General features: G+C 64.5%; 20 protein-coding genes. 11 read left to right on the top strand and 9 right to left on the bottom strand.

The genetic code is table 11. From position 1 onward, the window contains the following. The first annotated feature begins 102 nt into the window (after window positions 1-102). Window positions 103-882: an SDR family NAD(P)-dependent oxidoreductase gene (locus ACAG26_RS19280; protein WP_370484673.1), complete on the top strand. Its 780-nt coding sequence runs from the start codon at window positions 103-105 to the stop codon at window positions 880-882. A 16-nt stretch (window positions 883-898) separates the two neighbouring features. On the opposite strand, the gene ACAG26_RS19285 is transcribed toward ACAG26_RS19280, so the two are convergent. Beyond that, window positions 899-1,420 carry an Lrp/AsnC family transcriptional regulator gene (locus ACAG26_RS19285; RefSeq protein ID WP_370484674.1) on the bottom strand — a complete coding sequence of 174 codons (522 nt, stop codon included), beginning with the start codon at window positions 1,418-1,420 and terminating at the stop codon, window positions 899-901. A gap of 129 nt (window positions 1,421-1,549) precedes the next feature. Here ACAG26_RS19285 and ACAG26_RS19290 point away from each other — a divergent pair, with 129 nt between their 5' ends. From ACAG26_RS19290 to ACAG26_RS19300, 3 genes are all read left to right on the top strand, one after another. Next, a complete protein-coding gene (locus ACAG26_RS19290; RefSeq protein WP_370484675.1) occupies window positions 1,550-3,871 on the top strand; it encodes a pyruvate dehydrogenase in 2,322 nt (773 codons plus the stop codon). Between the two features lie 89 nt (window positions 3,872-3,960). Further along, on the top strand, window positions 3,961-5,523 hold the full coding sequence (locus ACAG26_RS19295) for an aldehyde dehydrogenase family protein (protein ID WP_370484676.1): 1,563 nt from the start codon (window positions 3,961-3,963) through the stop codon (window positions 5,521-5,523). Between the two features lie 137 nt (window positions 5,524-5,660). Further along, window positions 5,661-5,855: a ferredoxin gene (locus ACAG26_RS19300; RefSeq protein ID WP_083341491.1), complete on the top strand. Its 195-nt coding sequence runs from the start codon at window positions 5,661-5,663 to the stop codon at window positions 5,853-5,855. A gap of 27 nt (window positions 5,856-5,882) precedes the next feature. Here ACAG26_RS19300 and ACAG26_RS19305 read toward each other — a convergent pair whose 3' ends face one another. Next, entirely contained in the window at window positions 5,883-7,043 is a 1,161-nt protein-coding gene (locus ACAG26_RS19305; protein WP_370484677.1) for a CaiB/BaiF CoA transferase family protein, read from the bottom strand. A 54-nt stretch (window positions 7,044-7,097) separates the two neighbouring features. Between ACAG26_RS19305 and ACAG26_RS19310 the strand changes: the two genes are divergently transcribed. From ACAG26_RS19310 to ACAG26_RS19320, 3 genes are all read left to right on the top strand, one after another. After that, window positions 7,098-7,646, top strand: a complete 549-nt coding sequence (locus ACAG26_RS19310; RefSeq protein WP_370484678.1) for a MarR family winged helix-turn-helix transcriptional regulator — start codon at window positions 7,098-7,100, stop codon at window positions 7,644-7,646. Window positions 7,647-7,675: 29 nt separating this feature from the next. Continuing rightward, the gene (locus ACAG26_RS19315) at window positions 7,676-8,776 is read left to right on the top strand and encodes a homogentisate 1,2-dioxygenase (protein WP_370484679.1); all 1,101 of its coding nucleotides are present in this window, start codon (window positions 7,676-7,678) and stop codon (window positions 8,774-8,776) included. 90 nt (window positions 8,777-8,866) lie between these two features. Beyond that, window positions 8,867-10,183, top strand: a complete 1,317-nt coding sequence (locus ACAG26_RS19320) for an NAD(P)-binding protein (protein ID WP_370484680.1) — start codon at window positions 8,867-8,869, stop codon at window positions 10,181-10,183. A gap of 51 nt (window positions 10,184-10,234) precedes the next feature. On the opposite strand, the gene ACAG26_RS19325 is transcribed toward ACAG26_RS19320, so the two are convergent. Next, entirely contained in the window at window positions 10,235-10,870 is a 636-nt protein-coding gene (locus ACAG26_RS19325; RefSeq protein ID WP_071019393.1) for a TetR/AcrR family transcriptional regulator, read from the bottom strand. Between the two features lie 184 nt (window positions 10,871-11,054). Here ACAG26_RS19325 and ACAG26_RS19330 point away from each other — a divergent pair, with 184 nt between their 5' ends. Together ACAG26_RS19330 and ACAG26_RS19335 are read left to right on the top strand one after the other, a co-directional pair. Further along, window positions 11,055-12,092: a hypothetical protein gene (locus ACAG26_RS19330; RefSeq protein WP_370484681.1), complete on the top strand. Its 1,038-nt coding sequence runs from the start codon at window positions 11,055-11,057 to the stop codon at window positions 12,090-12,092. 100 nt (window positions 12,093-12,192) lie between these two features. Then, window positions 12,193-12,930 (top strand): glucose 1-dehydrogenase, encoded by a 738-nt coding sequence (locus tag ACAG26_RS19335; protein ID WP_370484682.1) that lies wholly within the window; start codon window positions 12,193-12,195, stop codon window positions 12,928-12,930. Between the two features lie 136 nt (window positions 12,931-13,066). Here the strand turns inward: ACAG26_RS19335 and ACAG26_RS19340 are convergent, their stop codons facing one another. Then, a complete protein-coding gene (locus ACAG26_RS19340) occupies window positions 13,067-13,792 on the bottom strand; it encodes a tyrosine-protein phosphatase (protein ID WP_370484683.1) in 726 nt (241 codons plus the stop codon). 118 nt (window positions 13,793-13,910) lie between these two features. Then, window positions 13,911-14,666: an alpha/beta fold hydrolase gene (locus ACAG26_RS19345; RefSeq protein ID WP_370484684.1), complete on the bottom strand. Its 756-nt coding sequence runs from the start codon at window positions 14,664-14,666 to the stop codon at window positions 13,911-13,913. 136 nt (window positions 14,667-14,802) lie between these two features. Between ACAG26_RS19345 and ACAG26_RS19350 the strand changes: the two genes are divergently transcribed. Continuing rightward, window positions 14,803-15,996, top strand: coding sequence for a cytochrome P450 (locus ACAG26_RS19350; RefSeq protein WP_370484685.1), 1,194 nt, complete (start codon window positions 14,803-14,805; stop codon window positions 15,994-15,996). Between the two features lie 63 nt (window positions 15,997-16,059). Beyond that, complete coding sequence (locus ACAG26_RS19355; RefSeq protein WP_370484686.1) at window positions 16,060-16,893, top strand: mycofactocin-coupled SDR family oxidoreductase; 834 nt, start codon at window positions 16,060-16,062, stop codon at window positions 16,891-16,893. Here the strand turns inward: ACAG26_RS19355 and ACAG26_RS19360 are convergent. The 4 genes from ACAG26_RS19360 to ACAG26_RS19375 form a co-directional block, all read right to left on the bottom strand. Then, entirely contained in the window at window positions 16,886-17,515 is a 630-nt protein-coding gene (locus ACAG26_RS19360) for a TetR/AcrR family transcriptional regulator (protein WP_370484687.1), read from the bottom strand. The genes ACAG26_RS19355 and ACAG26_RS19360 overlap by 8 nt on opposite strands. A gap of 109 nt (window positions 17,516-17,624) precedes the next feature. Further along, on the bottom strand, window positions 17,625-18,482 hold the full coding sequence (locus ACAG26_RS19365; RefSeq protein ID WP_370484688.1) for an SDR family NAD(P)-dependent oxidoreductase: 858 nt from the start codon (window positions 18,480-18,482) through the stop codon (window positions 17,625-17,627). Then, on the bottom strand, window positions 18,422-19,606 hold the full coding sequence (locus ACAG26_RS19370) for a cytochrome P450 (RefSeq protein ID WP_370484689.1): 1,185 nt from the start codon (window positions 19,604-19,606) through the stop codon (window positions 18,422-18,424). Before ACAG26_RS19370 ends, ACAG26_RS19365 begins: the two co-directional genes overlap by 61 nt. Before the next feature lie 8 nt (window positions 19,607-19,614). Beyond that, a complete protein-coding gene (locus ACAG26_RS19375; RefSeq protein WP_370484690.1) occupies window positions 19,615-20,091 on the bottom strand; it encodes an SRPBCC family protein in 477 nt (158 codons plus the stop codon). Window positions 20,092-20,187 lie beyond the last annotated feature (96 nt).

Consider the following 20,187-nt stretch of genomic DNA (forward strand, 5'->3'; position numbering starts at 1 on the left):
CGCCGTTCCGGGGTCTCATGGGGCATCGCTCACCGTAACCATATGATGTTTGATTAGAGAAGGGTATTCGCGGCCGCAGATCCGGCAGACGAGGAGCATGCCATGGGTGACGACATCGCGCGGCCGCTGCGGGGCCGGCGCGCACTCGTGACCGGCGCAAGCCGAGGCATCGGGGCGGCGATCGCACGCAAGCTCGCCGGGCAGGGGGCAGACATCGTGCTCGCGGCACGCACCGCCGGCTCGATCGAGACCCTCGCCGAGGAGTTGGGCGATGCGGGCGTGCGGGCGCTCGCTGTGCCCACCGACATGACCCACCGCGACGCGCTGCGGGCATTAATCGACCGCGTCAGCGAGGAGTTCGGCGGGCTGGAGATCCTGGTCAGCAATGCCGGCGTCCTGCCACCGGCAAGCCGCGCTGAGAACATGGCCTGGGAGGCATGGGACGCCACGCTGGGGTTGAACCTCTCGGCACCCTGGTTTTTGGCGTGCCGGGCCAAGGAGCTGATGGGGCGCGGGGGCGTGGTGGTGAACAACGCCAGCACGGCAGCGTATTTCCCCTCCCGTGGCCTGGCGGCTTACAACGTCAGCAAGGCGGGAATGGTCATGCTCACCAGGGTGCTCGCCCTGGAATGGGCACGGGAGGGCGTGCGGGTGGTTGGCGTGGCGCCCGGAAAGGTTGACACAGAGATGGTGGCGCCGATCGTGGCCTGGACTGAGAAGCACGAGATGCCGCTCAACCCGATGCGCCGGATCGGAACCGATGGGGAGGTGGCTGACCTGGTGGCGTTCTTGGTGTCAGATCAGGCCGGCTACCTCACCGGAGTCACTGTGCCCATCGACGGGGGTGAGTTGCTGACCGCGGGGTCGGAACCTGGTCGCTGAGGCCCCCAAGGCGAAGTTAGCGGGCTGTGACCTCGCCGCTGGGACGTCGAGTAGCCGAACCGCTGATCGCCCGATGGCGGACCAGGGGCGCGATCCGGTAGTCGACGAGCCGGCGCATGACCAACGACGTGTTGGTGCGCTCGACACCTGGGATGGCGAGGATCTGACCCGCCACCCGGTAGAGGTCCTCCGCGTCGGCGGCGACCACATGCACCAGCAGGTCGACTGGACCCGAAATGCCGTGAACCTGAAGGACTTCTGGGATCTCTGCTAGCGCTGCAGCGACCTCGTCGAGTCTACGCTGGGTCACCTGGGTCGTGACGAATGCGGTGAGCGGATAGCCCAGGGCCTCCGCGGTGACGCGTCGCTCGAACGAGTCCAGCGCGCCGCTCGCTTCGAGGCGGGCGATCCTGCTCTGCGCCGTATTTCGAGAGATGCCCACGCGGTCAGCTATCGCGATCGTTGTCGCCCTCGGATGCTCAAAGAGCAGCAGCAGGATGCGTGCGTCGATCGAGTCGATGGGTCCGGCGCTGAGCAAAGTGCCCTCCTTTTCCGGTCAGCTGACCTGCTAGATGACGCAGAATGCGTAGTTAATTGGTGATGGGTTGTGCAGAAGTTCAACACCGTGCTTGGCTTCGCGTCAACACGTCAATTTCCGGAGTTAACGATGAATACCCCGACGATCGGGTCGCCAGCGACCGCCCAGTCCGACGTACTGAGCGAGATCCAAAACCGTGTGCTGTGGCTCTCAACCGCAATCGTCCATCACGCCAACAGGGTCCGAGCGAACCCATCAGGCCTGAAGGTCGGCGGTCACCAGGCGTCGTCGGCGTCCATGGTGTCGATCATGACCGCTCTATGGTTTCGCCATCTGCGTGCCGAGGACCGGGTCTCGGTCAAGCCGCACGCCTCCCCGGTGCTGCACGCGATAAACTATCTGCTCGGCATGCTCGATGCCTCCTACCTGCCGCGGCTGCGTGAATTCGGCGGCCTGCAAAGCTATCCGAGTCGCGCCAAGGATCCGGACCCGGTCGACTACTCGACGGGATCGGTCGGCATCGGTGCCACGGCGCCGATCTGGGGGGCGATCGCGCGCCGCTACGTCGGCAACGCATTCGGGACCGGCGGCACGGGCCGGCAGTACTCCCTTGTCGGGGATGCGGAATTGGACGAGGGCGCGGTGTGGGAGGCGGTGCTGGATCCTGCGGTGTCACAACTCGGCGAGGTGGTCTGGATCGTCGACCTGAATCGACAGTCGTTGGACCGAGTAGTACCCAATATCGCCGCGGACAAGCTGCAGCGGATGTTCGACGCGGCCGGCTGGCAGGTCATCGTCGTCAAGTACGGGCAGGCGATGGAGCAGTTGTTCGCCAGGCCCGGTGGCTGCGCGGTGCGCCGGCGAATCGACGAGATGGCCAACCCGGAATACCAGCGGCTGCTGCGCTGCGACGCTTCGGAGCTGCGGCACCGCCTGCCGGGCACCGGACCGGACGCAGGCGCGATCGCGCGCGTGACGGCAGCGGTGGACGACGCCACGTTGGTCCAGGCGATCGCAAACCTTGGCGGTCACGACCTGAGCGCTCTCGACCGGGCGCTCTCGACGATCGACGACAGCCGGCCTACAGTCGTCTTCGCTTACACGGTCAAGGGATACGGGCTCGCCACCCACGGTCACCCACAGAACCACTCGTCGCTGCTGACCGACGATCAGATTCGAGAACTTGCGGTCCGGCTCGGCGCCGATCCCGATGACCCGTGGCAGCAGTTCCCTGACGGCAGCGTCGAGGCGGATCTGTGCCGCAACACCGCGAAACGGCTGGCGCGGTCGCCGATCCCCGTGCGGTCGGCCCCGTCCCTGCCCAGCGACATAGGCCGGACCCCGGCCGGCATGGCGACCACCCAAGCTGCGCTAGGCAGGGTGCTGCTCGACCTGACTCGGGAAGCTCCGCAGGCAGCGCGCCGCGTCGTGACGGTGAGTCCAGATGTCAGTTCGACAACCAATCTCGGGGGCTGGCTGAACAAGGTCGGTGTCTGGTCGGCCCGTGAACGCCGGGATTGGTTCGCCGACGACGCGGAGACCATCTTGCACTGGCGCGAGGATCCGAACGGTCAGCACATCGAGCTCGGCATCGCCGAGGTCAACCTGGTGAGCCTGCTTGGCGAGCTCGGCGCGACCTGGAGCCGGTGGGGAGAGCCGCTGCTGCCGATTGGCGTCGTGTACGACCCGTTCGTCGAGCGGGCCCTTGAACCGTGGTCCTACGGTATCTACGCCGGCGGACAGTCGATTCTGATCGGTACCCCTTCCGGGGTGTCGCTCGCGCCGGAAGGTGGGGCGCACCAATCCATCAAGACACCTTCGATAGGGCTGGAACAACCCGGTTGTGTCACGTACGAGCCCGCATTCGTGATCGACACCGAATGGACACTGCTGGCGAGCCTGGCGCGGCTCGGTAGGCCGGACGGCACGTCGGCCTACCTCAGGTTGTCCACCCGGGCGGTCGACCAGACGCTGGCCGAGGTACCCGCCGATCCGGCGGCACGGGAGCGACGCCGCAGGCAGGTGGTTGCGGGTGCCTATCCGCTGCGGCGCGCCGACGACCCGAGGGTCACCGTCGCCGCGATGGGGGCGGTGGTACCCGAAGCGCTGTTGGCCGCCGACCGGCTGTACCGTATCGGCGTTCCGGCCGACGTCGTCTGCATAACGAGTCCCGACCTGTTGTACCGGGCCGTGCGCGCCCGGCAGGGGCACGAGAACGCAGAGTCGTGGATCCTCGACCAGGTGTTTCCGTGCGACCGAGCGACACCGCTGGTCACAGTGCTGGACGGGCATCCGCACACTCTGGCGTTCCTCGCCACGATCAGCCGGGTTCCGACCACCGCGTTGGGTGTCACCCACTTCGGCCAGTCCGGTTCGCCGGCCGAGGTTTACGCCCACCACGGCCTGGACGCCGACAGCATCGTGCGTGCCGCGCTCGATCTGGCTGTTTGAGGTCTGCCGGTAATCCTATTTGCCGTCGGTGGTCATATGTTTGCCAAACGTTGTTAGGATACTTGGTACAGGCTAAGGAGAGGACGTCAATGACGACGCAGACACAGGAAGCCACGCGTTACCCGGTTGGCGGCTCGAGCCTCATCACTGTGCGCTGCCCCGCGGATGGGCGCGTGGTCGGGACGGTGCCCGACATGACGCCGGCGCAGGTGCACGAGGTGGCCGCCGGCCTGAGATCGGCGCAGCTGGAATGGGAGGATCTCGGCCCGGCCGGACGGGCGAAGCACATCCGGCGGTTCCTGGACTGGGTGTTCGACAACGAGGACCGGTTGATCGGGATCATGCAGGAGGAAACCGGGAAGTCGTGGGGAGATGCCGCCGTCGAGACCGCGGTCGTCGTGGACACGATCAACTACTACACCCAGCATGCGGGCGGGTTCCTCGCCGATCGCCGAGTCAAGCGGTGGGGGCCGACTGCTCTCACCAAGAACCTCCGGATATTCACGAGACCACACCAGCTGGTCGGCATCATCACGCCGTGGAACGGGCCGCTGGCCACCCCGATCATTGACGGGATCCCCGCGCTGATGGCGGGTGCCGCGGTGCTGTTCAAACCCTCCGAGGTCACCCCACTGACCTGGACCGAGGCCACCCGCGGCTGGATCGAGGAGGTAAAGGCGCCGCCGGTAATGGCCTGCGTGACGGGCGGAGGCGCCACCGGTGCCGCGGTGGTCGATGAGGTCGACATGATCCAGTTCACCGGGTCGACCGCCACCGGGCGCAAGATCGCCGCGCGGGCCGGTGAGCGGCTGATCCCGCACAGTGTTGAGTTGGGCGGTAAAGACGCGATGATCGTGCTCGACGACGCCGACCTCGATCGGGCGACCAGCGGTGCGGTCTGGGGCGGGTTGTGGAACTCGGGGCAGATCTGTGTGTCGGTCGAGCGAATCTACGTGCAGGACAATGTTTATGACGAGTTTGTCCGGAAGCTGACAGGCAAGGTCAAGGGGCTGCGGCAGGGCATGGATCCCGACGGCAGTTATGCCACCGAGATCGGTGCGATGGCGACCGAGCGCCAGGTGCAGATCGTCGAGCGACACGTCACCGACGCCGTCGAGCGCGGCGCTAGTCCGGTGACCGGCGGAAAGCGTACGTCTGAAGGTCTGTTCTTCGAACCCACGGTGCTCACCGACGTCGACCACTCGATGTTGTGCATGCGCGAGGAGACCTTCGGTCCAACACTGCCCGTGATGAAGGTCCGCGACGAAGAGGAAGCCATCCGGCTCGCCAACGACTCGCCGTACGGGTTGGCCGCCAGCGTGTGGAGCGGGAGTGCCGAGCGGGCCGATCGTGTCGCTCGGCGACTCGAAACGGGAGCGGTCAACATCAACAGCGCGCTCACCGCCACAATGCTGCTGGTCTTGCCAATGGGAGGGTGGAAATCCTCGGGTGTTGGCGGCCGTAATGGGGGAGCCGCAGGAATCCTGAAGTTCTGCCGGCAGCAGGCGATTGTGTCGGAGCGATTCCGGCTCAAGTCCGAGCCGTTCTGGTACCCATACGTCCCGCGGATGAGTCGACTGCAGGCGCGTCTGATGCGTCTGGTCGGTGCGCACGACTGGCGTCGGCGGCTCGGTCTTCGGGGCAGGAAGTAGGTTCGGCCCGCTGGTCGGCACTGCTTCGGGCAGACCTCCGCTTAACGAGCAGTCCGCAGTTGACCCGAATCACCAAATGGCGTTAGGTTAATGGGCAAGGTGTTTCCAGCGCCACGGCATTGGACGAGAGGATACGCGTGACGAAGGTGTCGATCGACAGCGCTAAATGTCAGGGCCATGGCCGATGCGAGCTAATCGCACCGGAGCACTTCGAGGTCGGCGACGACGGTTATGCACACGTTCTGCGTGAGGATGTGGCAGAGGACGATTTGGTCGATGTTCGTGAGGCGGTCCAAAGCTGCCCTGAGAGCGCCATCGTGCTGACCGATTAACCCGCGATTAGCCGCAGCGGCCCGCTTTCAACCCACCGCGACAACCGTGCCTTCAGTGACCAGCGCCTCGATGTCGTCGGCGCCAAAACCCGCCTCGCTTAGGACTGTTCGGGTGTCGGCACCCCGCGCCGCCGGAGCCGGGCGGATGCGTCCCGGGCTGCGCGATAGTCGGGGAGCCGGGGCGGCGGTGACGATGCCATCGGCGCTGTTGATGATCGTGCCACGGGACCGCAGATGCGGATCGTCGGCAAGCTCGTCGAGTTCCAGCACCGGCGAGCCGCAGCCATCGATTTCGGCGAACTCGGCCGTCCAGTGTGAGCGTGGCTTGGTCCGGAATACCGCCGCCACACGCTCGCGCAGGGCGGGCCAGGTCGCCGGATCCAGCTGCCGCGAGGGGTCGACGTCGTCGAGTCCGAGCGCGGCCAGGAACCGTGCGTAAAACTTGGGTTCAATCGCGCCGACGGCGAAGTAGAGGCCGTCAGCGCAGGCGTACACGCCATAGAAGGGTGCCACGCCGGACAGCAGATGTTTGCCGCGGCCTGGCCAGATGCCGGTGCTCAGCTCGGCGAGGTTGGTGATGTTGAGCAGCGCGGAGCCGTCGGCGATCGCGCCGTCGACCACTTGTCCCTCGCCGGTGACCGTTCGCTCGAACAATGCCATCACGATCCCCAGGGCCGTCGTCAGCGCCCCGCCGGCTAAGTCACCGACCATGGCAAGAGGCGGCACCGGCGCCTCACCGCCGACCACGCCGAGCGCGCCCGATACCGCGGTGTAGTTGATGTCGTGCCCGGCCCGGGCGCTGTAGGGGCCGTCTTGCCCCCAACCCGTCAGCCGTGCGTAGACCAACCGCGGATTGCGAGCACACAGCACATCGGGACCCAAGCCTCTGCGTTCCATCGTCCCCGGGCGGTTGCTTTCCAGCAGGACGTCGCAGGTGTCGGCCAACCGCGCAATCACCTCGGCGCCGCGAGGACCGCGCAGGTCGACGATGGCCGAGCGTTTGCCGCGTGACAGATATTTGGCGGGATCGAAGGCCGGGGTATCGGGTCGTTCGACAGCGATTACGTCGGCGCCGAAATCTGCCAGCAACATCGAGCAGAACGGCCCAGGACCAAGGGCGCTGAGGTCGAGCACCCGGATACCGGTCAGCGGTGGCGCGGCTGCGGCTGACCCCAAACTAGTAGTCACCGCGCCAAGCTATCAAACGTGGTTTGTTTTTGACAGCGGCGGGATAATCGATCAATGACCAGGCAGCCCGTCTCGGCTCGGACGATCAGCGTTGAGGATTACCGGGAGCTGCTGGCGCAGCGGCTTCGTACCGACGTAACGGCTGGCCCGGACACCGCCGACCATGCCGAGCTCGTATTCAACCTGACACGCCTGCTGCACCGATTAACTCAGGATTTCGAGGTGCTGCACCGGCGGCGGGGCTGGAGTTGGGCGGGCTTTCGCATCATGAACGTGTTGTGGGTCCTCGGTGCCGCCGAGTTGCGCGACGTCGCGCGGCTCTCGGGCGCCTCGCGCGCCGCCGTGTCGAGTGCGATGAACCCGCTCGAACGCGACGGGTTGGTGTCGCGGACCAGAGACACCGCGGACCGCCGGCTAGTCCGGCTGCAGCTGACGGAGCTGGGCCGATCGGCGCTGCGGGACGCTATGCGTGAGCAAGCTGATCGCGAGCGAGCCTGGCTGTCGATGCTCGACCTCGCCGACCAGCAGCGATTGTCCCGGCTGTTGGCGCGTATCGCGGATCGGAAAACCCCCACACACCCTCAATCTAACAAAGATCGTTAAGGGTCTAACGATTGTGTTAATCTGCTGTCATGCCACCGCGTACGCTCATTCAATTCAGCAAAGGCAAGACCAGTCGGCAGGCCCATCGCGACCTGCCGGGCTCAGGTTCGAACGGGTCATTACTCAAGGACGACGAGTTGACCCGGCACGGCTTCGACGGTCGGGAGGCGGTGCTGTACCGGTCCAACGACCCGACGGTGTTCCGCACCGAAGGGCGTTTCAGATCGACGTCGGCGGTGCTGACCGAGGTCGCTACCACCGACATGACCGATCCGCGCGGCTCGGCGCAACGGCTGTACTACAACGCCGATGCCACGATCTGGCTGTCACGCCGGACCGAGCCGATGCCGTTCTACCGGCGCAACGTCGACGGCGACGAATGCTGGTTCGTACACAGAGGATCGGGCACCGTCGAGACGGAGTTCGGACCGATCGGCTACGCGCAGGGCGACTACGTCGTGATCCCCAAGGCGATCACCCATCGTTGGGTGGTTGATTCGGGCGAGACGATGCTATTCGGCATCGAGACCGTCGGCGAGTTGCGGGCACCCACCTATGTCGGTCTGGGTCGCCACGCGCCGTTTGACCCTGACTTGGTCCGCGTCCCGGAGCCAGCGCTGGTGGCGTCCAACCAACCGGAGTACGAGGTCCGCGTGAAGTACGACAGTGAGTATTCGTCGATCTACGTCGACCACCACCCCTGTGATGTGGAGGGCTGGAAGGGCGACTACTTCCCGTTCGCGTTCAATATCTGCGACTGGAACGTGATTATGTCCGACAGTCTGCATCTGCCGCCGTCGATGCACTGCTTCCTGGTTGCTGAGGGCATCAACATCATCAATCTGCTGCCGCGGCCGTTCGAGTCAGTCCAAGGGGTCGAACGGATCCCGTGGTTTCACCGCAACGCCGACTACGACGAGATCGCGCTGATCCACGGTGGCAAATCGCTGGGCCGGCCGCTCAAGGCCGGCCTGGTCAGCCACGATCCACAGGGCATCCATCACGGATTCCCCGACCGGGCGCGGATCAAGTCCCGCCGCGAATGGGACGACCACCCGCGCATCGAGTGGGAAATCATTATGGTCGAGGCCGCACGTCCACTGAAACTGGATTCGGTCCTGCAGGCTTAAGGCATCCGCCGCGCTGCGACCAATGCATCTGCCAACCGGATCAGCACCTAACATTGCTTGATTCTCGGAGTTTCACTAAGAGGTGACACCTTGGCTACGCAGACAAACGACAAGTCCGTCGACGCCGTAGACGTGGTGGTGATCGGGGCCGGAGCCGGTGGTATGGCCGCGGCGGCGCTGCTCGTCAAATACGGATACCGGACGCTGCTGGTGGAGGCCGAACCGCAAGTGGGTGGTCGGGCGTCAACCGCACAGATCGACGGATTCGGAGTCAACACCGGTGCCCAGGTTTTCGAGCTCGGCGGCGCCAACAAGGCGCTGTTCGACGAAGTCGGGGTGCCCATCCTTGCGCGTCGGCAAGCTCAGCCGCTAGTCCTGCGCCTCGGTCGCCTCGACCTGCCGGTCATGAGCGGACCCACCGGTTTGCTGATCAACAAGCTCCTGATCCCGGTCGTCGGTGGCGCAGCACGGCGGTTCGGTTTCTTTCGCCCTGCCGAGGGCCTCACCGTGGAGCAATGGCTGGACCGATCGCACGCTCCCAATCGATTGCGCAAGCTGGCCCGTAACCTGACCAGCGCCATGTTCGCGGCCGAGCCACGAGACGTCTGGGCAACCTTATTCTTCGACTACCTCACGAAGAAGGGCGGCATGAACCCGTACGGGGCGCACCCCGACGGCGCGATTGGGCCGTGGCGCGACCTCGCCCGTTACATCGAACGCGCCGGCGGGACCATCTGGCTCGACAGCCGGGTTACCGGCATCGGGATCGGCTCCGACGGTCGTGCCGACAGCGTGACCGTGCTGCGCGAGGATGTTGAGGTCACGGTGACGACGCGCACGGTCGTCAGCAACGTCGGTCCCGTTGCCACCGGTAAGCTGGTCCCGGCGGAGGCATGGCCCGCCGGTTACGTCCAGAAGCTGGAAGCAGAGAATTATCCGGGCACACTGATCACGGTGAACTTCGCCACTGACAAGCCCATCGCTCGACTGAAGACACTCGTGTTCTTCGGCTTCACCGACCGGCTCGCGTACGCGTCGTACATGAGCGGTCCGTCACCGGCATTGGCGCCGTACGGTCGGCATCTGTATTGCGCGACGAGCACACCGCACCCGGCGAGCAGCGGATTCGACGTGGCCGGCGAGATCGAGCTGCTCAAGCGGGAAGCACTCGAACAGTTTCCCGAGTTTGCCCACGCTCAGATCCTGTCGATCGCGGTGTGCACCGGAGACTGGCCCGGCCAGCGCGCCATCCCCGGCCGGGACTGGCCGAACGATACCCCGGTGGACAACATCTGGAACGTCGGCGACGGCGCCCGACCCTGGATGGGCGCCGGCCAGAGCGGGTGTGTCGAGTCGGCACGTCTCGCAGTGGACGCGATCCGGGAGTTACACCCGGTTGAGCGCTAAGCGTGAATCCACCTGGCATGGCCACTACGCTTGGCCGACGCCATCCACTCCTCAGTGCCCGTACAGGGTCCCTTGCCACATGGCCACCAATGCGTCGACGGCGGCTTCTTCGTCGGCGAGAGTCGGCTCGATCCCCAGCCCGGCGATGTAGAGCACGCGTTCGGTGCCCCAGAACAGGGTTGACGCCAGAGTCCTGCTTGGTACGGCGGACGCGATCATCCCGGCAGCACGTTCGCGTTCGATCTCGACAGCGCCGGCGGCGACGAAGCGCTCAACGATGCCCAACCACAGACCGCGCAACTCGGGCTCGGAGTGCCAGTGATCATTCACAGCCTGCAGCACCAGGCGGTGACGGTGCCAGGCCCGTGTGACGGCACGGATGCTGCGCTGCAGGGCGACTGTCGGCGGATCCTCAGGTGAGCGCGCCAGAAATGGCTGCACTGTTTCGAAGATGTCACCCATCGCGGTCTCGAGCAGGCCACTCAGTACGGAGAACTTAGACGCGAAGTAGAAGTAAAAGGTCGCCCGAGAGATTTTCGCCTCGGTGAGGATCTGCGCAACGCTGATGTCATTAAACGACTGCCACGCCAAAAGCCGCGCCGTGGCCGCGAGGATACTTTCCGCCGACGCTCCATCGATGTCCACGCTCCGCCGTCGACCGGCCCCTCGCCGCGCCGTCTCCGTCATCGCCCGCCACCTTACCTCCGGTCTGCGCGTCTTGCCGCGCCACCCAGACTAAGAATCTACCCCAATTTCAAAAGACTATACGCAGTGTATGGACAGTGTGTTAGTGTGAGCCGGTACACAACTGCCGGAGACGGTTGTCGGTGCCACTGACAGCAAGTCATTGAGAGAAGGAAGGGCAGAACTGATGAGTTTGATGCTCAGTACCAGTGGGTGGCCGCTGGTCGACGACGAGGGGTGGCCCCCCAACATTGTGCCGAGTCCCGGCGACTTCACCGCCAGCACCACGTCGCAGATCATCTTCTTCTTCGTCGCGGGAGCGGCCGTGGTCATCTTCGCGTTGCCATGGGCGATCAGGGCGGCGATGCGGAGCAAGAACTACGTACCTTTGCTGGTGATCGCTAGCGGTCTGATCTGCAGTTTGCTGGAACCCATGCTCGACATGCTGGGCCATCTACACTGGGCCAAGAACCTGGTGCCCGCCTTTACCAACTTCGGTATCACCGTGCCGGCCCTGATCCCGCTATGCTACGTGGCATTCCTGGGCCTGGAAGCCTATTTCTGCTACTTCGTCATCCGCAACGGCGCGCATGTCCAGCACTTCCTCATGCTGCTCGGGTTGGGGATCCTGACCGATGCGGTGATGGAGACAATTGGCATCAACTTGGGGATCTACACCTACTACGGCGTGCAACCGTACGACTTCCTCAACTTCCCGTACTGGTGGGGCTTCATCAACGGCGGCTCGTTCGTCACAATTGGCGCAATGCTGGCTTTCGCGGTGCCACGTTTGAAAGGCGCCAACAAACTGTGGTTGTTACTGGTGGCGCCAACCGGCATGATGATCAACTACTTCGGGGTGGGCTGGGTGCACCTTCTCGCACATAACTCCACCCTGCCGACGGCGGTGCGTTGGGTGGCCACGACAATCATGATGGCGATGATGGTTGGCTGGATGTTCGTGCTGCATCACCTCGTCGGGCGGCCACAATCGCTTCCAGCGCCGAATTGGACCGTGTGGCGGACCTTCGTGTACGGCAAGTTCACGCCGAGCCGGGCGGTGCGGCTAGCCATGTGGCAGAAGATGTGCGAGGAAGGCGGGGTTCGTCCCAGCGACGGGCTCGCCACCGATCCCGAGGATCCGTCTCAGGCGCAGGCGTGCGGCCCAACCATTGTCGCAAATGGCGTGAGCCCGATATCTCGCCGAGACGAAGCCTCGGTCTGACGATTGCTGCGGTGGGCTGGTCCGGGGTTAATCCCGGACCAGCCCACTGGCTTTCGTCTTTTGAGCCTGCCGGCTCCGATGTGGATGAAGGTGACACGCTATGAGTAAACGGGTTGCAGACAAAGTAGCGGTGGTGACGGGCGGTGCTGGAGGTATCGGCGGCGCGGCGGCCAAGGCTCTGGCGGCCGAAGGCGCACACGTGTTGATCACCGATATCGCCGATGAGCAAGGCAAAGCAACGGCGGATGAGATCGGCGGGCGCTTCGTTCGCCATGACGTCACAGACGCTGACGCGTGGGCGGCCGTGATGACTGCGGCTGAGGAAGCGTTTGGTCCGGTCAACATCCTTGTGAATAGTGCCGGGATCCAAGAGACCGGACCGATTGCCGAGATCACCCTTGATGATTATCAGCGTGTCATGGCGATCAATGCCACCAGCGTTTTTCTGGGGATCAAGGCCGTCGTGCCCGCAATGCGCCGATCCGGCGGCGGCTCGATCGTCAATATTAGTTCCGCGGCCGGCCTTGTTGCCGTTCCGACCGCGCTCGCCTACGTCGCGAGCAAGTTCGCTGTGCGCGGGATAACCAAAGCCGCTGCGATGGAACTCGGTCCCGACAAGATCCGTGTCAACTCGGTCCATCCCGGCGCGATCCGAACCCCGATGCTGGCAAGTCTGGACAACATCGATGTGATCGAAGCATCGCTGCCGATGTTGCCCCTCGGCCGCGCTGGTGAGGCTGGCGAGATAGCCAACCTCATCTTGTTCCTGGCCTCCGACGAATCGAGCTACTCGACAGGTGCGGAGTTCCTCGCTGACGGTGGCTGGACCTCCCAGTAACGCGGCATCGTGAGCGGTGTGGCTCATTACGCACATCTCAGTCAAATTCAGCTGCGACAGTGAGTGAAGTCAGCTTGCCGACTCCGCGAAATCAGCAGACGAAGCCGTGACGCTGATCGTATCGGACGTTTGGTGGTCAGGTGGTGGTCCGGTCCACCAGCTTGTCGCGCCAGGCGTTGATTAGCTCGATCGGCACACCTCGTGAGGTCAACCAACCTCCGCTGCCTCCCAGCGACCCGTCGACCTGCTCAAGCACGCCTGAGATCGCTTCGGCGGGAGCCAGAGTCGCTTCGGGGAACTGAGCCATTAGCGCGGCGACTTCCTCATCGCTGCTGGACATGCGTCGGCGCACCGAGGTCATAGCCGCGGCGGTCCGCACGTAGTCTGCGACAATCGCGTCGCGGGTTACGCCCGCGGCGCGTAGCAAGGTCGCGATTAGGACACCGGTGCGGTCCTTGCCGGCGGCGCAGTGGATGAGTGTAGGGCCGTCGGCAGCGACAAGCAGCTCGAGTACGGCCACCGCTACTTCGCCCACACGGGCGACGAGCTCGCGATAGATCGCTTCGAGCCTGACATTTCCACCGGCCAGAAGCTCCCGCAACGTCTTCGGACGCGCTTCACCGAGCAGCGGGAACCGCGCCAGCAGGGTGGTCGGAGTGCGTAGGGGGTGAGGCTCGATGGGCTCGTCGTGCGACCGGAGATCGATCACCGTCACCGGTGGCCACGGCGGGCCCGATGGGCAAGGGTCACCCGGCAGCGGCGCATCACTACGGTAGAGCACCCCACTTCTCGTCACCGCACCGTCGTCGGTCGGAAGACCACCCAGATCGCGGAAGTTAGCGAGCCCCGGCACGGTATCCATTCTTTGCTAAACCTCCTGTAGCCCAACGACTACCGCCAACATTGGCAGATGCTGGTGCCCGCCGCAAACCGAGGGCCACATGTTGCAACTGCTGTCGGTGTATCGACGAGCGGCGCGATCACAGATGCTGAGGCCGGAGGAACGCGTCGAGTGCTGCGTTCACCGCGTACGGATTATCCTGAGCCGCGTCATGATCCGAATCAGGAATGACAACGAGTTCCGCGTGCGGAAGGAACGCTACAAACTCCTCTGCGACTTCTATTCCGTACATGATCTCGTTGTTCGAGTGAACGACGAGCGTCGGGATGTCTATCGTGCGGATCTCGTCAGCGGTGAAGTCCGGTTGCCGGGCCCACATGTCGACAAGCTTTCGCATGTATCGGGCCCACGACTCGTCGTCAACGTGGTTGGATCTATTGGCGCGCAGTGCCTTATCGAAGTTGGCGCCAAGAAGGCCGAACATGTCATCGGGGCCCAGGTTCGCCATCATCTCGGACACCCCGGGGCGGTAGTTGTCGATGTTCCATGGTGTGCCGAGCAAAACCAGCCTTGCCACCAAATCGGGGTCTTGTAGCGCAATGGCGATGGAAACACATCCGCCGTCACTGTGGCCGACGAACGTCGCCGTCTCCACCCCAAGCTGACGCACAAGCGCGGCAGTGGACCTCGCGAAGCTGCGGTAGCCGAACGGCTCGTCGCTGTCAGGGGATCGGCCGTGGCCCCGGCTGTCCACAGCTATGACTCGGTACTGGCTCCCGAGCCAGTTGAACTGATGCTTCCAGTAGGTGTGGTCAACACCGCCGCCATGTAGCAGTACTACTACAGGGCCTTGGCCAGCTTCTTTATAGAACAGACTGGGAGCGTCGTACGTCATAGGCGTTTCCTAGGTTACCGAGCGCAGATCCGGTCTGGACGTGACGCAGATTATATGGCATCGTGGCCAATTAATACCGAACGCCGTTTGACCAACGTTGCCGGTGGACTGCCGCGCCGACCTTTGGAGCTGTGCGATGACCTCTACCCCTGTTGACCGCGACTATGCTGCACTGCTGAGGTCGTACGACCTGTTCAATCCCGAACATGTCGAGTGGAAATACGACGCGTTCGCCCATGCCCGTCAACACTGCCCGGTGGTGCGCGCCGAGTCCCCGGTGGCCGGACCGATGTGGGTGGTGACCCGGTATGCCGATGTGCGGCAGGTGTGTGAAGATCCCGAGACATTCTCCTCGGTGGGCGGATCACCTGCCCCGTCGCCGGTGCGGTTAGGCCCGCTGGACTCCGACCCGCCGCTGCACACCGGCTTCCGTAAACTGCTCAACCCGTACCTGACGCGTAAGGTCGCACTGACCTATTCCGACGAGATGCGCCGATACGCCCGTGAACTGATCGACGGGTTTATCGACAACGGCAGGGTCGAGCTGCTCAGCGAGTACACCGGTCCATTCGTCTCGCGGGTGCTGGCCAGCATGGTGTTCAACGAGAGCGACCTGGCCAAAATGGAACGCGCCAAGGAGATCGTCGTCCGCGTCACCGAGGACGGCACCGAGGAAGCGTTCATGAACCTCGGCATGCTGGCCTCGGAATACCTGATGGCCGCGATCGAGAATCCCCCTGAGGAAGACGGCATCCTGCGGGCGCTGGCCACCGGAACGATCGACGGTGAACCGATAACCCACGAGCAGGCGCTCGGCGCGATCTGCGTGCTGTTCTTGGGTGGGCTGGATACTGCCCGTTCGGCTATCGGGACAATCGCGATGCACATTGCATTGCAGCCCGAACTCGAAGCCCGCGTCCGGGACCCACGGTGGGTGCGCAACGACATGGACGAGTTCATTCGGCTGGTATCGCCGGTGGGGACGTTCGGGCGCACCGTCACCAAAGACACCGAGATCGCCGGGTGCCCGATGAAGAAAGGTGACCGGGTGCTCATTCGGTTCGACTCCGCCAACCGCGACGAGCACAAGTTCGCCAACCCCGAGCAGCTGCAGTTCGATCCGCCCCGCGGCGGCAACGCCGGCTTTGGCCTGGGTATCCATCGTTGTATCGGCATCCACTTTGCACGGATGGAGATCGTGGTCGCCTTGGAGGAGTTGTTCGCCCGCGTCACCAATCTGCGGCTGGACGCTGACCCGGAGAGCTTGAAGTGGGTACCCGGAATCGCCAACTACCCTGATCGCGTTCCTCTCACCTTCGACAAGATCTGACTCGAAGAGGGTTGTAACCCAACGTTTTTGTCCCAATCTGAACGCCGGACAAGGAGAACCATCATGACCGGACGCGTTGAAGGCAAGGTGGCGCTGATCACCGGCGCGGCGCGTGGGCAGGGCCGCAGCCACGCCCTGCGCCTGGCCGATGAGGGCGCTGACATCATCGCGCTCGACATTGCCGCACAGGTCGAATCGGCGCCCTACCCGCTGGCCACCCCGGCCGACCTAGATGAGACAGCCCGCGAAGTCAAAGCACGGGGTCGAAGGGTAGTGGCCCGCCAGGTGGACGTGCGCGATGGCAAGGCGTTGACCGCGGCGGTCGACGAAGGGGTCGCCGAACTGGGCCGCCTCGACATTGTCCTGGCCAACGCGGGCATCTTGTCGATTGGCGCGTCGTTTGAGTTGAGTGAGCAGACCTGGTCGGAGACGATCGACATCAACCTCAGCGGAACGTGGCGGACCACCAAGGCCGCCATCCCGCACATGATCGCAGCCGGCAACGGCGGATCGATCGTGTTGACCAGCAGCATCGCGGGTCTGATCGGCCAACCTGGGCTAGCGCACTACGTTGCGGCCAAACACGGCGTCGTCGGGCTGATGAAGACGCTCGCGCTTGAGTTGGCCCCGTTGAATATTCGGGTCAACAGCGTGCATCCGACGAATGTCGACACCGAGATGATCCAGAACGAAGCGACCTACCGGATTTTTCTGCCTGACGACCCCAATCCGACCCGGGAGAAGTTCGCGGTTCCCGCCGGCGAGATGAACGCGTTGCCTATCCCGTGGATCGAAAGCAACGATGTGACCAACGCCGTGCTATTTCTGGCAAGCGAGGAGGCCCGCTACATCACCGGAGTCTCGCTGCCGATAGACGCGGGAGCCACTATCAAGTGAGCGCGGCGGCAACGATACGGTCAAGTGCCGCCAACGTTCTCCGGATCCGATGCTCGTCGGAGTAGAAGCCGGCGTCGACGGCAAGGCCCCACAGCAGATCGACGAGTAACTGTGTGGTGGCCTCGGTGTCCGTGGCGGTGTCGATCTCGCCGCCACGGCGCGCGGCGGCCAGCACCTCCCCGAAATATTCGCGCACCAAAGAAATGGGCTGCATGGCCTGCTCCTGCAGGTCCGGGTGATGAATGGCGTCGCCCGTCGACGTGACGAAGAAGCGCACAAAGGTCTGGTCGATCCGGATGGTGGCCACGGCGAGGTCGAACACCGCCAGGACCTGGCGGTCAATCGGGCCGATTTGCCGCCGGGCCGGGTCGAGGATCTGCCCGGCCACCACGTCGTGCACCGAAGCCAGGGCCGCCCGGTACAGCGCGACCTTGCTCGGGTAGTAGTTCGCGATCGCGTTGCGGGTGAAGCCGGCGTCTTCGGCGATCTGTTTGAGGCTGGCGCGGTCGAATCCGATGGTGCTGAACACTTGACGGGCACTGTGCAGAATTTTGAGCCGGGTTTCGGCGCCGTCGGCGCCGGGCGGACGGCCGGGCCCCCGCTTGGCGACAGCTTCACTCATCGCCATGACTCTACGAGGTGCGGGGGCACGTCGGTGACGAACCACGCGGAGACCACCGGGATCTACGACGCGCTGGCGGGCTGACTCACTCGGCATTATCTTGGGCTACTCACGATATCGGCTGATTCCGCGGCGACAGCACCGGCACGTGTTCGGTCATCCCGCCGTCGACAACGAGAGTGTGGCCGGTGATCATGGCGGCAGCGTCGGAGGCCAGGAACACCACGGTGTGCGCGATGTCCTCGGGCTCGGCGAGCCTGCTCAGCAGTTGGCTGTCGATGATCTGCCGACGTAGCTCGTCGGGTACGCTGGCGCGAGCAGCCGGGGTGTCAACGACGCCCGGCGCGACAGCGTTGCACCGAACGCCGAACTGGCCGTATGTCGTCGCGATCACCCGAGTCAGCGAATCGATGGCACCCTTGGCCGATGAGTAGGAGATCTGAGTGCTCGAGCCGGTGCGTCCCTTTACCGACGAGGTGTAAACGATGCTGCCCCGACCAGCCTCGATCATGTGCGGCAGGGTGTGTTTGGCGGCGAGCATTGATCCGCGCGCCGCGACGGCGAACGCCCTGTCCCATACTTCGGCCTCCAAATTGAGTAAGTTGTTGTCACGGCCGAAGATTGATATGTCAGCGGCGTTGCTGTGCAAAACCGTTACAGGCCCGAGCTGGTCGCGTACGGTCGCTGTCGCCGCAGCCCACTGCTGCTCCTCGGCCACGTCGAGCCGTAGCGCCAGAGCTTGCCCACCGGTCTGTTTGATCGCGGCAGCAACCGCGGCGGCGGCGTCGATGTCCACGTCGGTGACCGCGACCGCCGCTCCCGCCTTGGCGAGCGCCCGTGAACTGGCCGCACCGATCCCGGATGCGGCACCGGTGACGAGCGCGACGCGGCCGCCCAGATTGCTGCTCACCGCCGTGGAGCGAAGATGACGGGCAGGGTCGCGAAGCCCTGCGTGACGCTGCCGCACGACCGGCTTGGCTGCTCGGTGATCTCGATGTCGGGGATGGCGCCGAGCACGGCTTCCATCACCGCGCGTAGCTCGAATCGGGCGAGGGCGGTGCCCAGGCAGCGGTGGCGCCCCCAGCCGAACGACACGTGCTGGTTGGACGATCGGGGCACGACGAACGAGTCCGGGTCGGGAAACTTCGCGGGATCCCGATTCGCGGCTCCGTAGAGCAACATCACCCACTCACCAGTGCCGATCGTCGTGTCCCCGAGTCGGGTGTCGCGCCGGGCGGTGCGGGCGAAGTTGTAGATCGGTGGGTCCAGCCGCAGCGACTCCTCGACGACCGCGTCGATCAGCCCTGGGTCGGCGAGCAGCCGCTCGCGCAGGCCCTCCACTGTCATATACCGGTGCAGCATGGTGGAGATGCCATTGGTGGTGGTCTCATGCCCGGCGATGATCAGCAGATGCACCACCCCGGCGATCTCCTTGCGGCTCAACGGGTTCTGCGGGTCAAGCGGCGCGTTGACGATCTCGCCCAGGATGTCGCTCGGTGGCCTCCCGAACCGCTTGTCGACCTGCTCGTGGACCCATCCCTCGAGCTCGCGTGCGGCTGCGATCGCCGCCGTCATATCGCGGCCCACCGACTGCAGCAGATTCGAGGTCAGGGTGTGGATGGTTGCTGCCTGCTCACTGTGCAGCCCGAGCATGGCGGCCAGGACAAGCGGGGGGATTTTCAACCCAAGCGTAGGCACCAGGTCGGCACGGCCGAGCGGGGCGATCTCGGCCACCGCATCCGCCACGATCTGTTTGATCTGCGGGGTCAATCGCTCGACCGCGGCGGCGTTGAAGAACGGCAGCAGCGCCCGCCGCATCTGGCTGTGTCGCGGCCCGTCCGCCTCAGCGGGCAGCGCGGGAACCGATTTCACATTCGGCGGGATCATGATCCCATTCGTCGAGGTGAACGAATCGGTGTCCAATGCCGCCCGGATAAGGTCCGCGTATCGCGATAGCACCCAGAAGCCGTTGTGCGCGGTGCTCCACGCCACGGGGCAGACGTTGCGCAGCTCGTTGAGCGAATCGAACAGGTTCTCGCACAGCGTGGGGTCGCTGGTGTCGAAGTGGACGGGGTTGGCCTTTCCGGTCACAGGAGTTCTTAGCCGTTCAGATATGCGCGGAGGTCGTTGATGAATTCGCTGTAGATCGCACAAAACGTCCTGGCTACCTCGTCGAGAACATCTGGTTCGCAGTCGAACTCGCCATACCACTCGAGGAACGTGGTGTTCGCGTCGGTCACCGGCAGCACGTGAACGGTCCCGCGGTAGCTCGACGCTGGGAACGGTATCGCGCCGGCGAACTCGTAGGAATAACTGCGGTCCGCGGCGTCATAGCGCACCAGTCGTTCGCGGGCGGTGTCGCCGTCCGGTTCGAGCGTGAGATTGCGTACCGACCCCACCGCACCCCGGCCGGCACCGTTCTCGGGCTCGTTCGAGCGGATCCGGTTGACCCACGCGGCCAGCCCGTGGAAGTCCCCGAGCACCGACCAGACGGCATCGATATCGGCGCTGATCACAGTGCTGACGTAGGCGAGTGTCATCTCGTCCTCCGGTCGGTAGCCGACACGGGACGGCATGCGAGATGTCCGCGATCGAACGGGGCATACGGTGCCGGTAGAGCAGCGTAGCCGCGGTCACGGGGTGTAGCGGTCATTGCACAGCTCCAAAGGGCG

This window comes from Mycobacterium sp. pUA109 (genome assembly GCF_041287095.1).
Classification (GTDB): domain Bacteria; phylum Actinomycetota; class Actinomycetes; order Mycobacteriales; family Mycobacteriaceae; genus Mycobacterium.

What these genes read in the sequence shown, in the direction of transcription:
- ACAG26_RS19310 (WP_370484678.1), top strand. Translation starts at nt 7,098, where the DNA reads ATGACCAGGCAGCCCGTCTCGGCTCGGACGATCAGCGTTGAGGATTAC.
- ACAG26_RS19345 (WP_370484684.1), bottom strand. Translation starts at nt 14,666, where the DNA reads ATGACGTACGACGCTCCCAGTCTGTTCTATAAAGAAGCTGGCCAAGGC.
- ACAG26_RS19330 (WP_370484681.1), top strand. Translation starts at nt 11,055, where the DNA reads ATGAGTTTGATGCTCAGTACCAGTGGGTGGCCGCTGGTCGACGACGAG.
- ACAG26_RS19325 (WP_071019393.1), bottom strand. Translation starts at nt 10,870, where the DNA reads ATGACGGAGACGGCGCGGCGAGGGGCCGGTCGACGGCGGAGCGTGGAC.
- ACAG26_RS19290 (WP_370484675.1), top strand. Translation starts at nt 1,550, where the DNA reads ATGAATACCCCGACGATCGGGTCGCCAGCGACCGCCCAGTCCGACGTA.
- ACAG26_RS19340 (WP_370484683.1), bottom strand. Translation starts at nt 13,792, where the DNA reads ATGGATACCGTGCCGGGGCTCGCTAACTTCCGCGATCTGGGTGGTCTT.
- ACAG26_RS19355 (WP_370484686.1), top strand. Translation starts at nt 16,060, where the DNA reads ATGACCGGACGCGTTGAAGGCAAGGTGGCGCTGATCACCGGCGCGGCG.
- ACAG26_RS19350 (WP_370484685.1), top strand. Translation starts at nt 14,803, where the DNA reads ATGACCTCTACCCCTGTTGACCGCGACTATGCTGCACTGCTGAGGTCG.
- ACAG26_RS19280 (WP_370484673.1), top strand. Translation starts at nt 103, where the DNA reads ATGGGTGACGACATCGCGCGGCCGCTGCGGGGCCGGCGCGCACTCGTG.
- ACAG26_RS19315 (WP_370484679.1), top strand. Translation starts at nt 7,676, where the DNA reads ATGCCACCGCGTACGCTCATTCAATTCAGCAAAGGCAAGACCAGTCGG.
- ACAG26_RS19335 (WP_370484682.1), top strand. Translation starts at nt 12,193, where the DNA reads ATGAGTAAACGGGTTGCAGACAAAGTAGCGGTGGTGACGGGCGGTGCT.
- ACAG26_RS19295 (WP_370484676.1), top strand. Translation starts at nt 3,961, where the DNA reads ATGACGACGCAGACACAGGAAGCCACGCGTTACCCGGTTGGCGGCTCG.
- ACAG26_RS19360 (WP_370484687.1), bottom strand. Translation starts at nt 17,515, where the DNA reads ATGAGTGAAGCTGTCGCCAAGCGGGGGCCCGGCCGTCCGCCCGGCGCC.
- ACAG26_RS19375 (WP_370484690.1), bottom strand. Translation starts at nt 20,091, where the DNA reads ATGCCGTCCCGTGTCGGCTACCGACCGGAGGACGAGATGACACTCGCC.